The organism is Marinobacter sp. (genome assembly GCF_033722195.1).
In the GTDB taxonomy this organism is placed as follows: domain Bacteria; phylum Pseudomonadota; class Gammaproteobacteria; order Pseudomonadales; family Oleiphilaceae; genus Marinobacter.
This window is the reverse complement of the sequence record NZ_JAWVZL010000005.1, coordinates 1-18,444: the sequence shown is the minus strand read 5'-3', so window position 1 is coordinate 18,444 and position 18,444 is coordinate 1. Positions and strand designations below refer to the sequence as shown.

At 64.4% G+C, this 18,444-nt stretch carries 14 protein-coding genes; 4 read left to right on the top strand and 10 right to left on the bottom strand.

Features of this window, described 5'->3' with window-relative positions; translation table 11 throughout:
• Window positions 1-2 precede the first annotated feature (2 nt).
• Window positions 3-833 (top strand): CsiV family protein, encoded by an 831-nt coding sequence (locus R3280_RS01890; RefSeq protein WP_318996884.1) that lies wholly within the window; start codon window positions 3-5, stop codon window positions 831-833.
• Here the strand turns inward: R3280_RS01890 and R3280_RS01885 are convergent.
• The 5 genes from R3280_RS01885 to R3280_RS01865 all read right to left on the bottom strand — a co-directional run bounded on the left by R3280_RS01885 (window position 772) and on the right by R3280_RS01865 (window position 5,208).
• The gene (locus R3280_RS01885) at window positions 772-1,548 is read right to left on the bottom strand and encodes an S-methyl-5'-thioinosine phosphorylase (RefSeq protein ID WP_318996883.1); all 777 of its coding nucleotides are present in this window, start codon (window positions 1,546-1,548) and stop codon (window positions 772-774) included. The genes R3280_RS01890 and R3280_RS01885 overlap by 62 nt on opposite strands.
• Entirely contained in the window at window positions 1,545-2,813 is a 1,269-nt protein-coding gene (locus R3280_RS01880; RefSeq protein WP_318996882.1) for a mechanosensitive ion channel family protein, read from the bottom strand. The genes R3280_RS01885 and R3280_RS01880 overlap by 4 nt, the downstream gene beginning before the upstream one ends.
• Window positions 2,814-2,860: 47 nt before the next feature.
• Entirely contained in the window at window positions 2,861-3,364 is a 504-nt protein-coding gene (locus R3280_RS01875) for a L,D-transpeptidase (RefSeq protein WP_318996881.1), read from the bottom strand.
• Window positions 3,365-3,424: 60 nt separating this feature from the next.
• Window positions 3,425-4,099, bottom strand: coding sequence for a TetR/AcrR family transcriptional regulator (locus tag R3280_RS01870; RefSeq protein WP_318996880.1), 675 nt, complete (start codon window positions 4,097-4,099; stop codon window positions 3,425-3,427).
• Between the two features lie 134 nt (window positions 4,100-4,233).
• Window positions 4,234-5,208 (bottom strand): hypothetical protein, encoded by a 975-nt coding sequence (locus R3280_RS01865; RefSeq protein WP_318996879.1) that lies wholly within the window; start codon window positions 5,206-5,208, stop codon window positions 4,234-4,236.
• 179 nt (window positions 5,209-5,387) lie between these two features.
• Between R3280_RS01865 and R3280_RS01860 the strand changes: the two genes are divergently transcribed.
• Complete coding sequence (locus R3280_RS01860) at window positions 5,388-6,002, top strand: riboflavin synthase subunit alpha (protein ID WP_318996878.1); 615 nt, start codon at window positions 5,388-5,390, stop codon at window positions 6,000-6,002.
• On the opposite strand, the gene R3280_RS01855 is transcribed toward R3280_RS01860, so the two are convergent.
• The 5 genes from R3280_RS01855 to R3280_RS01835 form a co-directional block, all read right to left on the bottom strand.
• A complete protein-coding gene (locus tag R3280_RS01855) occupies window positions 5,981-7,129 on the bottom strand; it encodes a class I SAM-dependent methyltransferase (protein WP_318996877.1) in 1,149 nt (382 codons plus the stop codon). The two genes, R3280_RS01860 and R3280_RS01855, sit on opposite strands and share 22 nt — an antisense overlap.
• A 140-nt stretch (window positions 7,130-7,269) precedes the next feature.
• Window positions 7,270-9,123 carry a diguanylate cyclase gene (locus R3280_RS01850; protein ID WP_318996876.1) on the bottom strand — a complete coding sequence of 618 codons (1,854 nt, stop codon included), beginning with the start codon at window positions 9,121-9,123 and terminating at the stop codon, window positions 7,270-7,272.
• 179 nt (window positions 9,124-9,302) lie between these two features.
• The gene (locus R3280_RS01845; protein WP_318996875.1) at window positions 9,303-10,169 is read right to left on the bottom strand and encodes a UDP-2,3-diacylglucosamine diphosphatase; all 867 of its coding nucleotides are present in this window, start codon (window positions 10,167-10,169) and stop codon (window positions 9,303-9,305) included.
• A 99-nt stretch (window positions 10,170-10,268) separates the two neighbouring features.
• Window positions 10,269-11,309, bottom strand: a complete 1,041-nt coding sequence (locus tag R3280_RS01840; protein WP_318996874.1) for a methyltransferase — start codon at window positions 11,307-11,309, stop codon at window positions 10,269-10,271.
• 165 nt (window positions 11,310-11,474) lie between these two features.
• Window positions 11,475-16,367, bottom strand: coding sequence for an NAD-glutamate dehydrogenase (locus tag R3280_RS01835; RefSeq protein WP_318996873.1), 4,893 nt, complete (start codon window positions 16,365-16,367; stop codon window positions 11,475-11,477).
• Window positions 16,368-16,577: 210 nt separating this feature from the next.
• On the opposite strand from R3280_RS01835, the gene R3280_RS01830 reads away from it, so the two are divergent.
• Together R3280_RS01830 and R3280_RS01825 are read left to right on the top strand one after the other, a co-directional pair.
• Window positions 16,578-17,540: a MoxR family ATPase gene (locus R3280_RS01830; RefSeq protein WP_318996872.1), complete on the top strand. Its 963-nt coding sequence runs from the start codon at window positions 16,578-16,580 to the stop codon at window positions 17,538-17,540.
• A gap of 17 nt (window positions 17,541-17,557) precedes the next feature.
• A partial coding sequence (locus R3280_RS01825; protein WP_413468730.1) for a DUF58 domain-containing protein occupies window positions 17,558-18,444 on the top strand: 887 nt, incomplete at its 3' end.

The window sequence follows — 18,444 nt, the reverse complement described above, 5'->3', positions numbered from 1 at the left end:
TCTTGCGACTCACTGGCTTTCCATTGACCGGCACCCAGCTTGCCCGTGCCGCGCTGTCCCTGATCCTTTTGTCCGCAGCCGCCCAGGGCCAGGAAGGCAGCACCGATAGCGACAACCTCTACCGGGCCGAAATCGTCCTGCTGGAGCGACTGGTGGAGCCGGAAGCGGTGGAGGAACGCATGGGAGGGCGCACACCGGAACCCACGCCGGAGCTGGAACGCAAGCTGTGGGTGGTGGGCGAGGACGGCACCCCGCAGACCACCATGAACCTTGTACCCCGGGAGCGCATGAGCCTGAGAAGCGCCGCCGAGCGGCTGGAGCGCAGCGGCCGCTACCGGGTGCTGATGACCGCCGCCTGGCGCCAGGCCTATCCGCCCGATTTCAAGGGCGAGCCCATGCAGATCGCCGTGGGGGACTGGCTGGCGGCAGCCGGCGAGCGGGAAATACAGGGCACCCTCACCATCGAGCGGATGCGTTTTCTACACGTGACAGCCAAGCTGCACCACTGGCAGGAAGCGCCTGCACCCAGCGTTGTCCGTGACAGCGCCGGCACCCTGGAGACCCCCGGCTCGCAGCCCCGCAGTCAATCCGTCAACCGCGCCGATGCCGCCATTGCCTCCGGCAGCGGCGCCGGCCTGGACCCCACCGCGCCGATTCCTTCCGGGACGCTTCGGCCCCTGGAACTGGTGACCTGGATTCACGAGACCCGGCGCATGCGCAGTGAGGAAATCCACTTCCTGGACTCCCCCACCATCGGTCTGCTGGTGTTCTTCAAGCGGATTGAGGACGCGGGTTCCCTAGCGGGCCAACCGAGCGCTCAAGCACTGCCTTGACCCCGGCCATGCCCTGGTCGATGGCGTCCTGGATCTCCGCCATGGTGATGATGTGGTCGGACTTGCCGGCGGCCCAGTTGACCACCAGGCCAAGACACACGTAATCCAGGTTCAGCTCCGCCGCCAGGGCCGCCTCCGGCATGCCGGTCATGCCGACGATGTCGCAGCCGTCCCGCTCCAGCCGCACAATCTCGGCGGCAGTTTCCAGCCTGGGGCCCTGGGTGGCGCCATAAACGCCGCTGGCGGAGTGGCTGAGGCCCAGGGCTTCAGCCGCCAGGATCAGTTCCCGGCGGGCGCGATCGCTGTAGGGGAAGGTGAAGTCAATGTGAGTGACATCCTCCAGCTCCCCCTCAAAAAAGGTGTGACCCCTGCCCCAGGTGTAATCGATCAGCTGATCGGGGATCACAATGTGGGCAGGCCCCATACCGGGGTGAATGCCGCCAACTGCGTTGACACCGACAACGGTGCGGGCCCCGGCCTCCTTGAGCGCCCACAGGTTGGCGCGGTAGTTGACCTGGTGGGGCGGCAGCCGGTGGGGGTCGCCATGGCGGGCCAGGAAAACCACCGCCTGGCTGCCCAGACGCCCGGAAACCAGTGGTGCCGAGGGTGCGCCCCAGGGTGTATCCACAGTCTCCCTGCCGGTGATCTCAAGCCCCGAGAGGCTGGTAAGGCCGGTACCGCCAATGATGGCCACCGGTGCTTGTGTGTTGCTCATGACTCCTCGCCTCCGTCGTCCGCCTGTGCCTGTTCGCCCTCGTCACCCTGGTGTGTCCGCCTGCGACCGGAGTTTGGGGCTTTGGCCCGGCCGCTGGCCCGGGCCTGGCCGCCTTCACGCCCCTCTTCGCTGTCCGCCTCGCGGTCTTGGCCGGGGTCCTGTTCCAGCCTCAGACCCTCCGGCACATGCAGGGTCCGGGTCGGGAAGGCGATCTCGGCGCCGTAGCTCTCAATGATGTCGCTGATGCGCAACAGCACGTCCTGCTTGACGGCATGGTACCTGACCCATTCGGTGGTGCGGGTAAAGGTGTAGACCATGATGTCCAGGGACGATTCACTGAAACCCAGGAAGTTGACGATCAGGGTCTGGCTCGAGTCTATGTCTTCATGTTTTTCCAGCATGCCGCGGATGTCATCGACCACCCCCGCCATCTGACCTACATCCACATACCGCAGGCCGATGGTCTCGAAGATCCGCCGGTTGCTCATCCGGGACGGGTTCTCCACCGCGATGGTGGTAAAGACCGAGTTGGGCACGTAGAGCGGGCGCTTGTCGAAGGTGCGTATGGTGGTGACCCGCCAGCCGATGTGCTCCACCGTGCCCTCGATGTTGCGATCCGGCGAACGCACCCAGTCACCCACCTTGAAGGGCCGGTCCAGGTGCACGATGAAGCCGCCGAAAAAGTTGGCCAGCAGGTCCTTGGCGGCAAAACCGATGGCGATGCCGCCGACGCCACCGAAGGCCAGCACGCCGGAAATGCTGTAGCCCAGGGACTGCATCAGGATCAGCACCGCAGTGATGATCACCACCGCCCGCAGCAGTTTGCTGATGGCGGTGACGGTGGTGTAATCCAGCGGCTGCTCCAGCTTGACCGGCGACGCCAGGATGTACTCACCCTGCTTGATCGCACCCAGAAGTGTCCAGACCACCAGCACCACGAAGCCCACCTCAAGCACGGCATCGTTGGCGGAGAATACTTCGGCTTCGGAGTAGCGATGGGCGATTTCCGCTGCCCAGTACACACCCTGCAGCCAGACAAAGCCCACGACAGGCTTGCGCAGGGCGTGCAGGAAAGCGTCGTCCCACAAATTGCTGCTGCGCATGCAGCGCCGCTCAAGACGCAACACCACCCGGCCCGCGATCCAAGCCACGGTGGCTGTTGCCAGCACCAGCAGGAAGATCACCAGGGCCGCCTGCCAGCTTTCAGGCAGCAGGTCCCAATTCTCTATCCAGCTTTTGAAGTAGCTTGGGGTTTCCTCAACCATGAATGGCCTCTTGCGTGAAGTAACAGCGGCTGCGGACGGATCGGCGCCTACTGCCGGATGATCACCCGTGTGCCCACCGGGATCCGGTCAAACAGATCGGCCAGGTCGCGGTTGCGCATCCGGATGCAGCCGTGGGAACGGGCCTCGCCCATGGGCTCGGTATCCGGTGTGCCGTGAATATAAATGAAGCGTCGGAAGCTATCCACACCGGGGCCCCGGTTGCGGCCCCACTCGAGACCGCAGAGCCAGAGAATACGGGTCAGGATCCAGTCCCGCCGGGGATACTCGCGGGCCAGCTCTGGCGTATAGATCTCACCGGTGGGCCGGCGGCCGACGAATACCGTTCCCTCGGGCTGGCCGTCACCGATCCTGGCGCGGACATAATGCCGGCCACGAGGTGTGCAGCCGGAATCCTGGCGTTCGCCAGGCCCGTTCAGTGCGGTTGAGACGGGGTATTCGAGCAGGGTCGCCCCCGTGTGGGACGTCAGTGTGAGCCGCTGGTGACCCAGATCGATTTCAATGGCTGATTCGGAATCGGGAACTGCCACCATAGAACCGCACTCGTTGCCTTGCCCGTGACTGGCTCACGAGCGTAACCGACGGGTCCGGTGTCAGGCAACCGAGGGCTTAATGATGGCAGGCTTGAGCATGGGGTCCCGGGCCTGCATGCCGGCGGCCAGGAAGGGTACCAGGCGCTGGGCGATCTCCGGCATGGCGGTGGCCACGCCCAGCTTGTTCTCCAGAATGTCCCGCAGCGCGTCGCTGCTGGACATGGTGAAGGCGGTGGCGCCCAGCATGAACTGGATGCGCCAGTAGCGGTCGACGGCGGTCAGTTGCGGCGTGGCTTCCTTGAGCAGGCGCATGAAGCGTCCGAACGGCTTGCTGTATTCCTGTTCCAGGAACTTGCGCAGATGGCCCTGGCTCTGGGTGTAGGCCAACCCCAGCAGGCGCATGAAAATGGAAATGCCCCGCTCATTGCGCTGGGGCATGCGCACCGCGCTCTCGGTTAACGCCCGCAGGGTTTCATCCAGGGTCGGCGGCTCGCCCTGGCAGCGCTCCTCCAGGTCGTCGAAGGCTTTCTCGAGGGTGGCGGAAAAAGGTGTGAGGAAGCGGGCAAAGACGGCGTGGATCAGTGCGTTCTTGGAGCCGAAATGGTAGTTCACCGCAGCCAGGTTGACGTTGGCCTTGCTGGTAATCATGCGCAACGAGGTCTCGGAAAATCCGCGCTCGGCAAACAATTCCTCCGCCGCGTCCAGAATTCTGTCAACTGTATCCGACTGTGCCATAATGAATGTCCGCTACCGCCACTAAACGTCTGTTTTAAACATACGTTTGAAGCACCAACCTGTCAAGGCGACGGCGGCAGAAGCATTCGAAAGTCGCAAAGCCTGCCCAAAGGCCGGGGATGGCATCAGCGCTGTCAGCCTGGGGGCGGCTCACCGGTGCTGTCGGCCCGGGCCGGCGGCGCGTCCGCCCTCTCCGCCGAGGCCTGATCGATCGCTCTCTGATGGCCATCGAAATAGGCCTGCTCCAGCCGACTGTAGGCTTTCTCCGCTTCCAGCAGAAAAATCAGGCACAACCGGATATGCTCCCGGCGGGTCAGTGCCGAGGCCAGCATCCGGCGCTCCGACAGCCGTACCAGGCCGGAGAACCGCGGCGAGCGCAACGCCGGATTGAATTCGGCCATGGCCACGCACTGCCACACCAGGCCGGTGTCGTTCTCCAGGTGAGCAATGTGCTTGCGGGCTTCCCGCAACAGCCGCAACCGCTTCATGACCAGGTCCAGATGGCTCGGGCGGGAGGCATAGAGGCGCCGGATGGCCGGCACGCCCGCCAGGGTGATCAGCACACTGGCACCAAAACCCCCGCCGGCAATCCAGGCCGGCACCAGTCCGGTCATGCCGCTGAGGAACACCAGCGCGCAGAGCGTGGCACTGAACAGCCACAGGTCACGACGCTTGCGGGCCTGGGCCAGCTGGTAGCTGTCGGGCCAGCCCTGCATGGCCAGGGTATCAAAATCCAGCAGCAGGACACGCTCACACTGGCGCAGCAGCTGACGCCGTCTGTGCTGTAGCATTTCCACTTCGGCCTGGGGCCGGGCCGCAGCTTCGGGCTCCGGCGCGGGCTGACCGGATGGCCGATCAGTCCCCGCTTCGGCCTCGGGCGCTTTCGCGTCCGGCTCGGCGGCTGGCATCGCCGCCGTCGCCTGCACTGCCTCCGGTCCCTGCGCTGCCTCGGCAGCCCTCTCGGCCGGCGGGGCGGAGGGAGGCGGGTCCGCCGGTCGGCCAGCGCGCAGCACCGGGCCGCCGCGATCGCGGCCGGGACGGGTCTGCTGGGATCTCTGGGTGTCCGCCATGGTGAGTCCTGTGGCCTGGGGCAGATCGGGGTGGGTCATCAAACCAGGCTCCTGACTGTTTATCGCCCGCGGCAGACAATTCTTGAGGGCCGGCCGGGTTGGCAGCAGCCGGCGCGCTGGTTATGCTTGGGCACCTCGTCAGAAATGGCCGCCGGGCGCCACCGGAACCGACGCCGGCGTTATCCCACAGCCGGCGTCACATCAAAGAAGGATCCGTCATGTTTACTGGTATTGTACAGGGCATCGCCAGCGTCGAAGAGCTCACCAGCAAGCCCGGACTCACCACCCTGTCAGTTCGTTTCCCGGCGGAGCGGGTGGAGAAGGTCAGTATTGGCGCCTCGGTGGCCCTGAACGGCACCTGTCTGACCGTGACCCGTCAGGAGGCGGACTGCCTGAGTTTTGATGCCATGCAGGAAACCCTGAGCCGGACCACACTGGGCGGGTTGAAGCCGGGTGATCGGGTCAACTTCGAGCGGGCCGCCCGGATCGGCGACGAGATCGGCGGCCACCTGCTGTCTGGCCATATCCATACCACCGCCCGCATCGTCGACATCCAGACCCCGGAGAACAACCGGACCCTTACCTTCGAGGTGCCCCGGGACTGGGCGAAGTACCTCTTTCCCAAGGGCTATATCGCGGTCAATGGCGCCAGCCTTACCATCGGTGAGGTCACCGACAGCCGCTTTAACGTCCACCTGATTCCGGAAACCCTGCGGGCCACCACCTTTGGCGAGCTGGCGACCGGTGATGAAGTCAACATCGAAATCGACAGCCAGACCCAGACCATCGTCGACACCCTGGCCCGGATGGGTTACGACCGCCCACCCTCCTGAGGCCTGGCCTCAAACACCACGAAGCGGGGATCGGCGTCCAGCTGGCGGACCCTGAACCACTGCCGCAGACTGCGGTGATAGCCCAGGTGGCGGTTGCCAACCACCAGCATGCGGCCCTGCGGCGCCAACACACGGCTGGCCTGCTGGAACAGGCGCAAGGCAATGTGGTCCCCCACGGTGCCGCCCTCGTGAAAGGGTGGATTGAGCAGGATCAGGTCATAGACCCCGCTATTGCCCGGTACGCCATCGCAATGAAAGAAAGCGGCCCGGGCACCGGCGAAACAGCCGGTAGCGTTCCGGGTCGCGCTGGCCACCGCCTGGCTCGACACATCTGCGAAATTCACCACCAGATCGGGGTTGGCGGCCAGTGCCGTCAACCCCAACAAACCGTTGCCGCAGGCCAGATCCAGCACCCGGGCGCCGGCGGCAAGCTCCCTGGCTACGCTGCTGATCGGCTCCAGCAGCAACCGGCTGCCGATATCCAGGCGCTCGCGCCCGAACACCGCCGGCAGGCCCTGCAGATCCAGCCCACCTGGGGGCGCCGCTGTGGTGTAGCCGCGCCAGAGGCCGGACCAGCCCGCCAGACCGTCCCGCCCTGGCCGGCACTCCAGCAGCCGAGCCTTGCGCCTGGCCCGGTGGACTTCCTCGGTACGCACCAGGCTGTCGAACTTCTCGGCACAGCGATCCGGCAGGTGCTTGATCATGCCGCCGGCCAGCAGGCGTCCGTCCGGCGCCAGGGCGTCGTTGGCCCAGCGCAACAGGTAGGCCAGGTAGTCCACCTGCCGGGGCAGTTTCATGATCACCAGATCAAAGGGGCCAGTGGGAGGCATCAGCCAGGAGCTCACGGCGCCGGGCATGAGATCATTGGCCCTGGCATTGGCGGCGAGGGCAGCGGGCAGCACCGCACTGTCGGCAACACTGACCGGCGTCAGATCCGCCAGTGCCAGCGACAGGGCACCAAAGCTGTCGTCCACAATGGCCACCCGGGCGCCTTCGGATGCCAGCGGCCGGGCCGCCGCGATCAGCTGTTCGTCGGCGGCATCCCAGGCTCGCAGGCCGGTCCTGCCGGCATCCGGACGCGCCAGCGAGAGCGCCCGCTCACCCGCGGAAAGTTCGAGGAGATCCATGTGTCACTCGGCAAAAGGAATTTTCTAGGCTGATTACTCTAGAAATTATGCCTAACCTTGGATTGTAAGGACATGTTTACCGATGTAACCGGTTGGTTGGAGGTTGTGGCCAGGGTCTGGCCACGACCCGGTTTCGCCCCTCACCCCAGGGGCTTTTTTTCGTCCTGCGCCTGCACCGGTCCTTGTGATCGACTCATCTCCGATTCCCTGACCACGCGGTTCCGGCCCTCGGCCTTGGCCTGGTAGAGCGCCCGGTCGGCTCGGGCCAGGAGGGCTTCCAGGGTTCCATCACTGTCACCGGACATGGCGGCCACCCCGATACTGATGGTCATGCTCACGGTCAGGTTGCCGCTGTGCAGGGCCTCGGCCTGCACCAGCGCCCGCAGCCTCTCGGCGGCGACCGCGGCCTGCCGCTCATCGGCATCCTCGAGTACAACGACGAACTCCTCACCGCCGATCCTGGCCAGCAGGTCGATGTCCCGTAGCGCTTTCCCTGCCAGCGTCACCAGGTGGCAAAGGGCCTCGTCACCCACGCCGTGGCCGTAGCTGTCGTTGATGGACTTGAAATGGTCGACATCGAACATCATCGCGCTGAGGGGCCGCTCATGCCGCCTGGCCCGCCTTAGCGCCTGCTCGCCGGCGGCGAAGAAATGCCGGCGATTGCTGACGCCGGTCAGGGCGTCGGTATTGGCGGTCTTTTCCAGCTTGTCCACCAGCTCCCGGCGTTCCTGATAGAGCCGTTCGCGCACATCCATTTCTTGCCGCAACTGTCGGTTCACCGCCTCCAGCTCCGCGGTACGACCCTGGACCCGCTGCTCCAGATTGGCATTGAGCGCTGTCAGCTCCTTCTCCTTGTTGATGAGGCCAACCACCAGTCGACGCAGGCCGTGGGTCAGTACGCGTACTTCCTCGAAATCATTGCGTTGGGTGATGGGCGTATGCAGCCGGCCCTCGTTAAGCGCCTCGGCCTCGTTGGCAAGATCCAGCAGGGGCCGGGATACCCGCCTGGCGGTCAGCCAGGCCAGGACACAGAAAACCAGGGCGACACCGGCTCCGGCGAGAAGTATCCGGTTCCGCAGCGCCACCGCCTCGGCAAAGGCTTCATCCAGGGGCTTGCGAACCATCAGGACCCAATCCAGGCTCTGGTAGAAACGATCATCCCTCAGCTGGGTATAACCCAGTAGGTATTGGCGACCATCATCGGCAGTTTTGGTGGTATAGCCGAAATCCTCGCTGGCGGCGGCCTCGGTGGCAATGCGCTCGAGCATCGCGGAGCCCTGCAGCTCCGCCGGCCCGATAATCATCGAGCCGGTATCACTGGTGATCACCAGATCCGACTGCAGCCTTGACTGCAGTGGCTCCAGCAATGACTGACCCAGGTCCGCCACCCAGCGCAGGTCCAGGTGAGCCCCCAGGACCCCCAGCAGTTCGCCACGGCGACTTTTCATCGGCAACGCCACGTCAATGAACCGCAGGGGCTCCTCACTGTCCGGCTCCAGCAGTTTCTGCAGCAGCAAAGCCTTGTGGACGTCACCCAGAAAAGGCCCCTTGAGAGCCTCCTGGAACCAGGGCCGCTCAGACACATTCTTGCCCACCAGCATGTCACCGGTGGCGGCCCAGACGTGGCCGCTGGGGGAGACAAAGCCGATCCAGGCGTACTGGTCGAAGTTGGATTTGATCTGGTCCAGGATGGGTGTCAATTCCTGGAATTGCTCGGTTTCCACCAGCACCGTTGTCATACGGGCCGCCGTGGCCATGTCGAAGTAACGCTCCCGCAGCTGAAGCTCCAGCTTGTCCCGAAGCTGCAGCGCCACTTCCTGCAAGTTGGAGCCGACCCGCTCCCGCACTTCCTCGGTGGCCACATGCGAGGTATACGCGACAATCAGGGCGGTCAGGGCGATGGTCAGACCGCCGAAGGCGAGACTGAGCCGTGTTTTGAGGCTGGTGCTGATGACGTGATACTGCCTGAATCGATAAAGCCCGGCGCACGTCACTGTACTGCCGCGACTCGGATCCCCACACAACGACCCAGAAATCCCGGCCGGGCCATGAACTGGGTCAGCTGCCGCAGAGCTCGGCAAACCGGATACCCAGGACCGCAGTATACCGGGCCAAACGGCGCCAGCAAACAACGTGCTTTTTACGCATTCCGGGCCGGACCGCCGCCGGAAGGTCAGGCCTGCTGCCGGCGACCACCAGGCCCGGTCGGCATGGCATTGACCTGCTCGATAAAGCTGGCCGCCAGGGGTACCGGTGCGGGTCCCTCGTAGGGGGTCGGCGCATCCGGTTCCTCCGCCACCACCGATGGCTGCTCCGACCAGTGCAGTATGGACAGCCGGCCGTCAAAACCCTCCACCAGGGCGGTGCAGTGTTCCACCCAGTCGCCGTCGTTGCAGTAGAGACCGCTACGGCCGCGACGAAAGCCGGCGGAGTGAATGTGGCCGCAGATGAAGCCGTCGTAGTGGCCACGCTCGGCCACCGTCAGGGCCGCCTGCTCGAAGCGCTGGATGAACGCCCGGGCCTTGCCGATTCGCGGCTTTACCCAGGCCGCCAGCGACCAGTAGGGCTTACCGCGGAAACGGCGGAAGGCATTGAACCAGCGGTTGAGCCGGAGCAGCAGGCCATGTGCCCGATCCCCCACCAGCAGCATCAGGGGGCTGCAGCGCACCACCTGATCGAACTGGTCACCGTGGCAGACCAGAAAGCGGCGACCGTCCGCGGTGATGTGGACCGTCTTCTGCATCAGCTCGATGCCGGCAATGGTCTGACCGCAGAAGGACCGCAGGAATTCGTCATGATTGCCCGGTATGTAGATCACCAGGGTGCCAGTCTCCGCCAGCGCCAGCAGGCGATTGACCACCGCCTGGTGGCTGGCCGGAAAGTACACCCGCCGCTGCATGGCAAGCAGGTCGACAATGTCGCCCACCAGATAGAGTGTCCGGCAGCTCACCCGGGACAGAAAATCCAGCAGGTACTCGGCCTGGCAGTCCGCCGACCCCAAATGAACGTCGGATATGAAAACGCTTCGGTAGGCTGGCATGGCACGGCTCCGTCGGCTCAACAATGTTTCGACCAAGCTTGGTACAGCGCAATGACGTGAACATGACAACTTTGGGAAGGTTCAGTGACCGGTTCCGCTTCAGTGCCGCGGCCCGCTGGCACGGTAGACCCGGAAGCGGCTGTCCTCCGCCAACACCTCGAAGGCCCGGAAGCGGCTCTGGATCAGCTCCGGGTAAGGAAGAAAGCGGTTCGCCACCAGCACCAGCTCACCACTGGCGGTGAGATGCCGGGACACCTGCTGGAGGAACTGGGTGGTCATGGAGGCGTCCGTGCGCACGCCGGTGTGAAATGGCGGATTGGTCACCACGGCGGCATAGCGGCCCAGGTCTGGCGGCAATCCGTCGGCGGCAATGATCGCTCCCGCCACGCCCTGGCGCTGGTAGGTCTGCCGGGCGCAGAAAACCGCCTGGGCCTGCACGTCTATGCCGTCCACCAGAAAATTGTCGCCGTGATGACCGGCAAGCCAGGCGCCGATGGTGCCGGCGCCGCAGGCAAAATCCAGCACCGGCCCCGGCAGAGGCCTCGCGGCCAGGGCTTCCAGCAGCAGCCGGGTGCCCTCGTCCAGGTGTCCGTCACTGAAAATCCCCGGCAGCCCGGCCACCTCGACAGCGGTACCCGCCACCTCCACCCGGTGCCAGCGCAACCATTCCTCCAGGCTGAAGGGAGCCGGCGCGGGGCGAGCCTGCCAGACCTGACAGTGGCGGGCGCTGTCGAGCTTGACCGCCGCACCATCCAGAGATCTGAGCTGTTTGACCGCACCGGCGATACCCTCCCGCTTCTCGCCAATGACCAGCACTTTGCCGCCATCCACCAGGGCAGCGCGGGCCAGGGCCAGACGCAGGTCCAGCTCCTGACGGGCCTTGGGCAGGAAAACCACCACGGTGTCGGCGCGGGCGGTCTGCAGGGCGGGATCGTTGTAGCCAAAGGCCACCTGCCAGCTCGACGGCGCCATCTGGCGCGCCTGCTGGCAGACTCCCTGATGCTCGCTCATGGCCAGGCCGCCGGCAGGCAGCCCGGCCAGCAGGTCAGGGTCCTGCAGACCCAGTACCAGCAGACGGCCTTCGAGGTATTGGCGGTTGCGTAACAGGGCCTGGTGGGAGTTGGTGGGGCCTTGCGCCATCAATCAGGCCTTGCCACGGCTCGCGCGCATCGGCCGCGCCCGATCTTTGCCAGCAAATTTCTCAACCCCCGCATCGCCTGCTTCCTCGCCATCTGACTGGTTCCGGCCTGTCGCCGCGGCCCTGTGTGCCGGCATTGAACGGGATTTTAGTCACCATGGCAACCGTCATTGGGTCGCACCTGCCGGCGGTTCCAGCGGCGTGTGCAGGGTGGTCTGGGCCAGATCCAGCAACTCCCGGAGCGCCACCGAGAACATGGCGTACTCGGGTTCACGGACGCTGCGCAGCTCCGCCAGCATGCTTTTCCAGCGGATCACCATGGGCTGGTAGTAATCCATCCAGTTGTCGACACATTCGATCACGTTGCCGTGGCTGCCGGCCAGACGCAGCACGCCGGATGTAAGCGCACGCTGCTGCCAGTCCAGGTCTTCCCGGAAACTTTCCCGGGCCAGGGCCTGCCAGTGGGAGCTGGGCTGCAGCTTGGCAATGGCGTTGGCAAACCAGTTCAGCTCCAGCTTCTCGCCGAGGCTGTAGTAAAGGTTGGCCACGGTCTTGAGGGACACCCCGGAGGCCTCCTGGGCCTCGATGATGCCGAGCGCGGAATAGAGATAGGAAGTACCCGCCAGCACATTGGCCAGTTCCTCCGGCACGCCCTGGTCCCGCAAGCCCTGGTGCTGCTTCTGCCACTCCGCCACGGCCTGCTCGCCGAGGTAATCCGGCAGGTTGGCGGTGATCTTGCCGATGCTGTTGCAGAAGCGGTCCATATGGGACTGGATGTTGAGCTCACTGCGGCGGTTGCGCAGCAGCCAGCGCACCGAGCGCCGGATCAGCCGCATCAGATCGTTCATCAGGCGGATCTGGAGCTGGGCCGGCACTTCGTAGTCCAGCGCTTCGATCCGGTTCCACCAGGTGTCCAGACGAAACACGTCCCGCGCGATGATCCAGGCCAGGGCAATGGCCGGCGATGAAGCGCCAGTGGACTGCGACAGCCGCTCGACGAAGGTGATGCCCATGTGATTGACCATGTCGTTGGCAATCTGGGTGGCAATGATTTCGCGCTTGAGCTGGTGGTTGTGCAGCTCCTGGGTGAACTCCCGGGTCAGGGCCTGGGGAAACACCTTGTACATTTCCTGGGTCAGGCTGGGCTCGTCCGGCAGGTCGCTGGCGATCAGCGCCTGCTTCAGGTCCGCCTTGACATAGGAGATCAGCACCGACAGCTCGGGCCGGGTCAGACCCTGCTTGCGCACCTTGCGATCCGCCAGCACATCCTCGTCCGGCAGGAATTCGAGCTGGCGGTTGAGCTTGCCCTCGGCCTCGAGGGTATTCATCAGCCGCCGGTATTCCTCCAGGCGGGTAGCGGCCTCGACGCTGGCGATACTGATGGCCTGGGTCTGGCGGTAGTTGTTGAGCAGCACCAGGTCCGCCACATCGTCGGTCATCTGCTCCAGCATCAGGTTGCGCTGCTTCTCGGTGAGGTCACCGGAGGCCACCACCCGGTTGAGCAGGATCTTCATGTTGACCTCGTGGTCGGAGCAGTCCACTCCGCCGGCATTGTCGATGAAGTCGGTGTTGAGGCGACCGCCCTGCAGGGCGAACTCGATGCGGCCGAGCTGGGTCATGCCCAGGTTGCCGCCCTCGCCCACCACCTTGCAGCGCAGCTCGCGGCCGTCCACCCGCAGGCCGTCGTTGGCCTTGTCCCCCACATCGGTGTGGGACTCGGACTGGCTCTTGACGTAGGTGCCGATACCCCCGAACCACAGCAGGTCCGCCTGGGCCTTGAGGATGTGGCTGATCAGCATGTTGGGCGGCACCCGATCAGACTTGATGCCCAGCAGCTTTTTCATTTCGGCGCTGACCGGAATCGACTTGGCACTGCGGCTGAAGACCCCGCCGCCCTTGGAGATCAGGTCGGGGTTGTAATCGGACCAGGCCGAGCGCGGCAGCTCGAACAGGCGCTTGCGCTCCTCAAAGCTGGTGGCCGGGTCCGGGTCAGGATCCACGAAAATGTGCATGTGGTTGAAGGCCGCCACCAGGCGGGCCTTGTCAGACCGCAGCAGGCCATTGCCGAAGACGTCGCCGGCCATGTCGCCGATGCCGATCACCGAGAACAGGTCCTTGGCCGGATTGATGCCGAGCTCGCGGAAATGCCGCTCCACCGACACCCAGGCGCCCTTGGCGGTGATGCCCATCTTCTTGTGGTCATAGCCCTGGCTTCCGCCGGAGGCGAAGGCATCCCCCATCCAGAAGTTGTATTCCGCCGACAGGCTGTTGGCGATGTCCGAGAAGGTGGCGGTGCCCTTGTCCGCTGCCACCACCAGGTAATGGTCATCGTCATCATGGCGCACCACCCGCTCCGGCGGCACGATCTCGCCATCCACGAGGTTGTCGGTGACGTCCAGCAGTCCGCGGATGAAGGTCTTGTAGGCGGCGATACCCTCTTTCTGGAATGCGTCCCGATCGGAGGCGTCCGGCAGCTTCTTGGCCACGAAGCCACCCTTGGCGCCCACCGGCACGATCACCGCGTTCTTGACCTGCTGCGCCTTCACCAGGCCCAGGATCTCTGTGCGGTAGTCCTCAAAGCGGTCCGACCAGCGCAAGCCGCCACGGGCCACCCGGCCACCCCGGAGGTGCACACCCTCGACCCGCGGGGAGTAGACAAAGATCTCGAACATGGGCAGCGGCAGCGGCATGTCCGGAATCCGCGAGGGGTCGAACTTCAGGCTCAGGTAGGGCTTCACCTTGCCCTCGCCGTCAGGCTGGAAATAGTTGGTGCGCAGGGTGGCCTGCATCAGCTCCAGATACAGCCGCAGCACCCGGTCCTCGCTGAGGTTCTCCACCTCATCCAGACCGGCATTGAACTCCAGTTCCAGCTTCTGCTGGGCGGCGGTGCTCTTACCCTCGCTCTGATAGCGGTCCGGGTTGAAACGCACCTCGAAGAATTCCAGCAGCAAAGCAGCCATGGAGACGTGGTTCACCAGGGTGGTCGCGATGAAACTCTGACTGTTGGAGATGCGGATCTGGCGCATGAAGCGGGCGTATGTACGGAGCACCGCAATCTGGCGCCAGCTCAGGTAGGAGGCCAGCACCAGCCTGTTGAAGCTGTCGTTCTCTGCCTCCTTGTACCAGACCCGGCGGAAGAGGTCCTCGAAGATAGGCTTTATGCGGTGGATGTCCACCGTGGCGCCGCTGGCGGCCTGCAGCGAGAAATCGTGAATCCAGATGGTGCGGCCGTTGCGATTGCGCACCTCGAACGGATGCTCGCCGATCACCCGGAAGCCGAGGTTGTCGAAGATGGGCATGACGTCCGAAAGCGGCAGCTGGTCATCGGGGTGGAAGAGTTTGAAATGCAGGGTCGCCTGGTCCTCCTCCAGCGCTCGGTAGAAGCTCATTTCCAGGCCGTCGTTCTCCGCCACATGGGCGATGTGCTCGAGATCAATGGCGGCCCGGCGCGGTGAGAACAGCTCCTGGTAGCTGGCCGGGAAGGCAGAGTGGTACTGGCGCAGCAGGTCATTGCCTCGCTCCTCACCACAGCTCTCGTGCAGGGCCTCCGCCAGGCCGTCATGCCAGGACTGGGCCAGTTCGATGACCCGCTCCTGAAGTTCGTTGACCGGCAGTTGCCGGTTCTCCTCCTGGGGTACCCGGATGGTGAACTGGACGCGGGCCAGCACGGATTCGGAAAAGTGTGTGACGAATTCGATGTCCTCCGCCCCGAGGCGCTCACACAAGACCCGCTCCACCTTCAGGCGCAGTTCGGTGTTATAGATGTCCCGGGGGAAGAAGGCCAGGCAGGTGACAAACTGGCCATAAACGTCCTCTCGCATGAACAGCCGGATCTTGCGGCGCTCCTGGATGTAGAGAATGTCCAGGGCGGTGTCCAGCAGCTCGTCGGGCTCTATCTGGAACAGCTCGTCCCGGGGGTAGGTGGTGAGGATCTGGTCCAGTTCCTTGCCGGCGTAGTCGTCCCGCACGAAACCGGAGCGCTCCAGTACGGTTTCCACCTTGCGGCGCAGCAACGGAATCTCGTCCGGCCGCTCATGGTAAACCTTGGAGGTGTAGAGGCCGAGGAAGCGGCGCTCCCCCACCACCTCGCCTTTGGCGTTGAACTTCTTCACCGCGATGTAGTCCGGGTAGGCCGGACGGTGGACCCGGGAACGCTGGGCCGATTTGGCGAAAATAAAGATGTCGTCGGTGCGGGTCATTTCGTCGCGGGTGCGCTTGGGCAGCTCGTTGAGCCTGACCTTGCCGGGCCGCTCGTTGTTGACCCGCAGGATGCCCAGTTCCGAGTCCGCCACCCGCTGCACCATCACGCCCTGCTTGCCGCCGGCGAAATCATATTCGTCGTAGCCCAGGAAGGTGAAGTGGTCCTGGGTCAGCCACTGCACGAACTCCCGGGCCTCGTGGAGATCGTCCTTGTCGATCTGGGCGCTGGTGCTCTCCAGCTCGTCCATGATCTGCTTGGCCTTGTCCCGCATCACCGGGAAATCCGCCACCGCAATCCGCACCTCGTGCAGCACGTTCTGCAGCATGTCCTCCAGGTTCCGCAGATCCTGCTGGTCGCTATGGCGGTCGATCTCCAGCACGATCATGGCCTCGTCCTGGGCCTTGCTTTTCGACGCCCTGCTCTTGCGGCTGTGCAACTTTTTCAGCTTGCCGTTGTCATCACGATCGACCTTGAGCACCGAGTGGTAGATGGTGTGGGTACCGATCTCGCGCTGGTTAATGGCGATCCGAATGGAGTCGATCAGGAAGGGGATGTTGGGGTGCAGTATGAAAATCACCGAATGGGTGGACTGCCAGCCGTCGCTTTCAAGGTCCGGATTGAACACCGACACCGGGGTTTCATCGGGCTTTCGGGCCTGCAGGAACTGCCAGGCCGCGAGCACCGAGCCGTAGATGTCGGAAAAGCGCCGGCTGAGCAATTCTTCGAGCGGCAGATGGGTAAAGTGCTGAACGGCAAATTCGCTGATTTTCTTGGCTTCGGTCTTCTCAATCTTCTGGTGGAAGGCTTCCGCCAGCTGTTTGAAGAACTGATCCTTGCTGGCCACAGTCAGCGTATTCATAGTCGCCCTCGATGTGTGAACGTATGGTAATGAATGTACTGGGCGGTCATCCCACAGACTCACCAGCCCTCGTAGCCACTCGTCTCATGGCGTTGCACGAGCGATAACCCGGCGCTATCCCCACAGCATAGTCAAACCCTTGATTTTTGCCGGCCAGACACAAAAACTGTGGCGACAAAAAAACAATCACCCCAGGAGTACCTCCCTGACATGGCCCTTCAGCAAACCTTCGGTGAACTCAAAGCCCAGCTGGCAACCCGCATCATCGGCCAGGAAACCCTGGTGGAGCGGCTGCTGATCACTTTGCTGGCGGACGGCCATCTGCTGGTTGAGGGGGCACCGGGTCTGGCGAAGACTACCGCCATCAAGGCCCTGGCAGATCATCTGGAGGGGGATTTCCATCGCATCCAGTTCACCCCCGACCTGCTGCCATCGGACGTCACCGGCAGCGAGATTTACCGGCCGGAAACCGGCGAGTTTGAATTTCAGAGGGGGCCGATCTTCCATAACCTGGTACTGGCGGATGAGATCAACCGGGCGCCGGCGAAAGTGCAGTCGGCCCTGCTGGAAGCGATGGGGGAACGGCAGGTCAGTGTGGGCATGCGAACATTCGCGCTGGACCGGCTGTTCATGGTGATGGCCACTCAGAACCCCATTGAGCAGGAGGGCACCTATCCGTTGCCCGAAGCTCAGCTGGACCGCTTCCTGATGCATGTGAATATCCATTACCCGTCCGCCAGCGCTGAAAGGGACATCCTGCACCTTGCCCGTAACGATTACCGTCAGGGAAAACCCCAATCCCAGGTTCGGGTCAGCGCCGAACAGGTATTCCAGGCCCGCCAGGCCATCAGCGACATCTACATGGCCGATGCGGTGGAGGACTACCTGCTGGCACTGGTGCTGGCCAGCCGTGACCCCGGCAGCCTGGACCCGGAGCTGGCGCGCTGGACCGCCTTTGGCGCCAGCCCCCGCGGTACCATCGCCCTGGATCGCTGCGCCCGGGCCAAGGCCTGGCTTGATGGCCGCGACTTCGTCAGCCCCGACGACGTGCGCAGCATGGCCTTCGACGTTCTCCGCCACCGCCTGCTGCTGACCTTCGAGGCTGAAGCCGAGGGTATGACGCCGGACGCCATCATCCAGCGCCTGATCGACTGCGTGCCGGTGACCGCCTGATCATGACCGCGACCGCCATGGATCCCCACAGCGCATTGACCCACATCGATCTGCCGGCGCTGATTCGCCTGCAGGCCGATGCCCGGGCCCTGCGGTTGCCGGCGGCCAGTCAGGTCCGGACCCGCCAGGCCGGGCTGCAGGCGTCGCCGCGCCGGGGCCGAGGCATGGCGTTTGCGGAAGTGCGACTTTACCAGCCCGGCGACGACATCCGCAGCATCGACTGGCGCGTCACCGCCCGCCGCCAGAGCCCTCACACCAAGCTCTACGAGGAGGAACGGGAGCGCCCGGTGCTGCTGGTGTGCGATCTCAGCCAGAGCCTGTTCTTCGGCAGCCAGGGAGCCTACAAGCAGGTTCGCTGCGCCCAGCTGGCCAGCCTGATCGCCTGGCTTGGGCTCTGGGCCGGCGACCAGATTGGCGGGCTGGTGTTCTCCGAGACGGATGTCGACGTCCAGCGTCCCGCCCGGCGCAAGAAATCGGTGCTCCGACTGCTCGATGCCCTGGCCCGCTTCCAGCGCCGGCCCGGCCAGGCGATCACCGAATCCGCCACCAGCCCTCTGGATGTGGCCCTGCGGGAGGCGCGCCGGGTCGCCCATACCGGCAGCCGCATTTTCGTGCTGAGCGATTTTCTGACCCTCACCGAGGACACCGCCAGCCTGCTGGGCGCCCTGGCCCGCCACAATTCCGTCAGCGCCCTGCGCATTGTTGATCCGCTGGAGCTGGATCTGCCCCATCAGGGCCGTTTTGCAGTGGCGGGGCCGGACGGCCCGGTCTGGTTCAATGGTGGCGACAGCCGCTTCCAGAAAGCTTTCCACGACCGCGTGCTGGCCCACGAACAGGCCCTGGCGAAGTGCTTCCGCACCGCCGCGGTCGACCACCAAACCGTCTCCACGGCGGAGGACCCGGC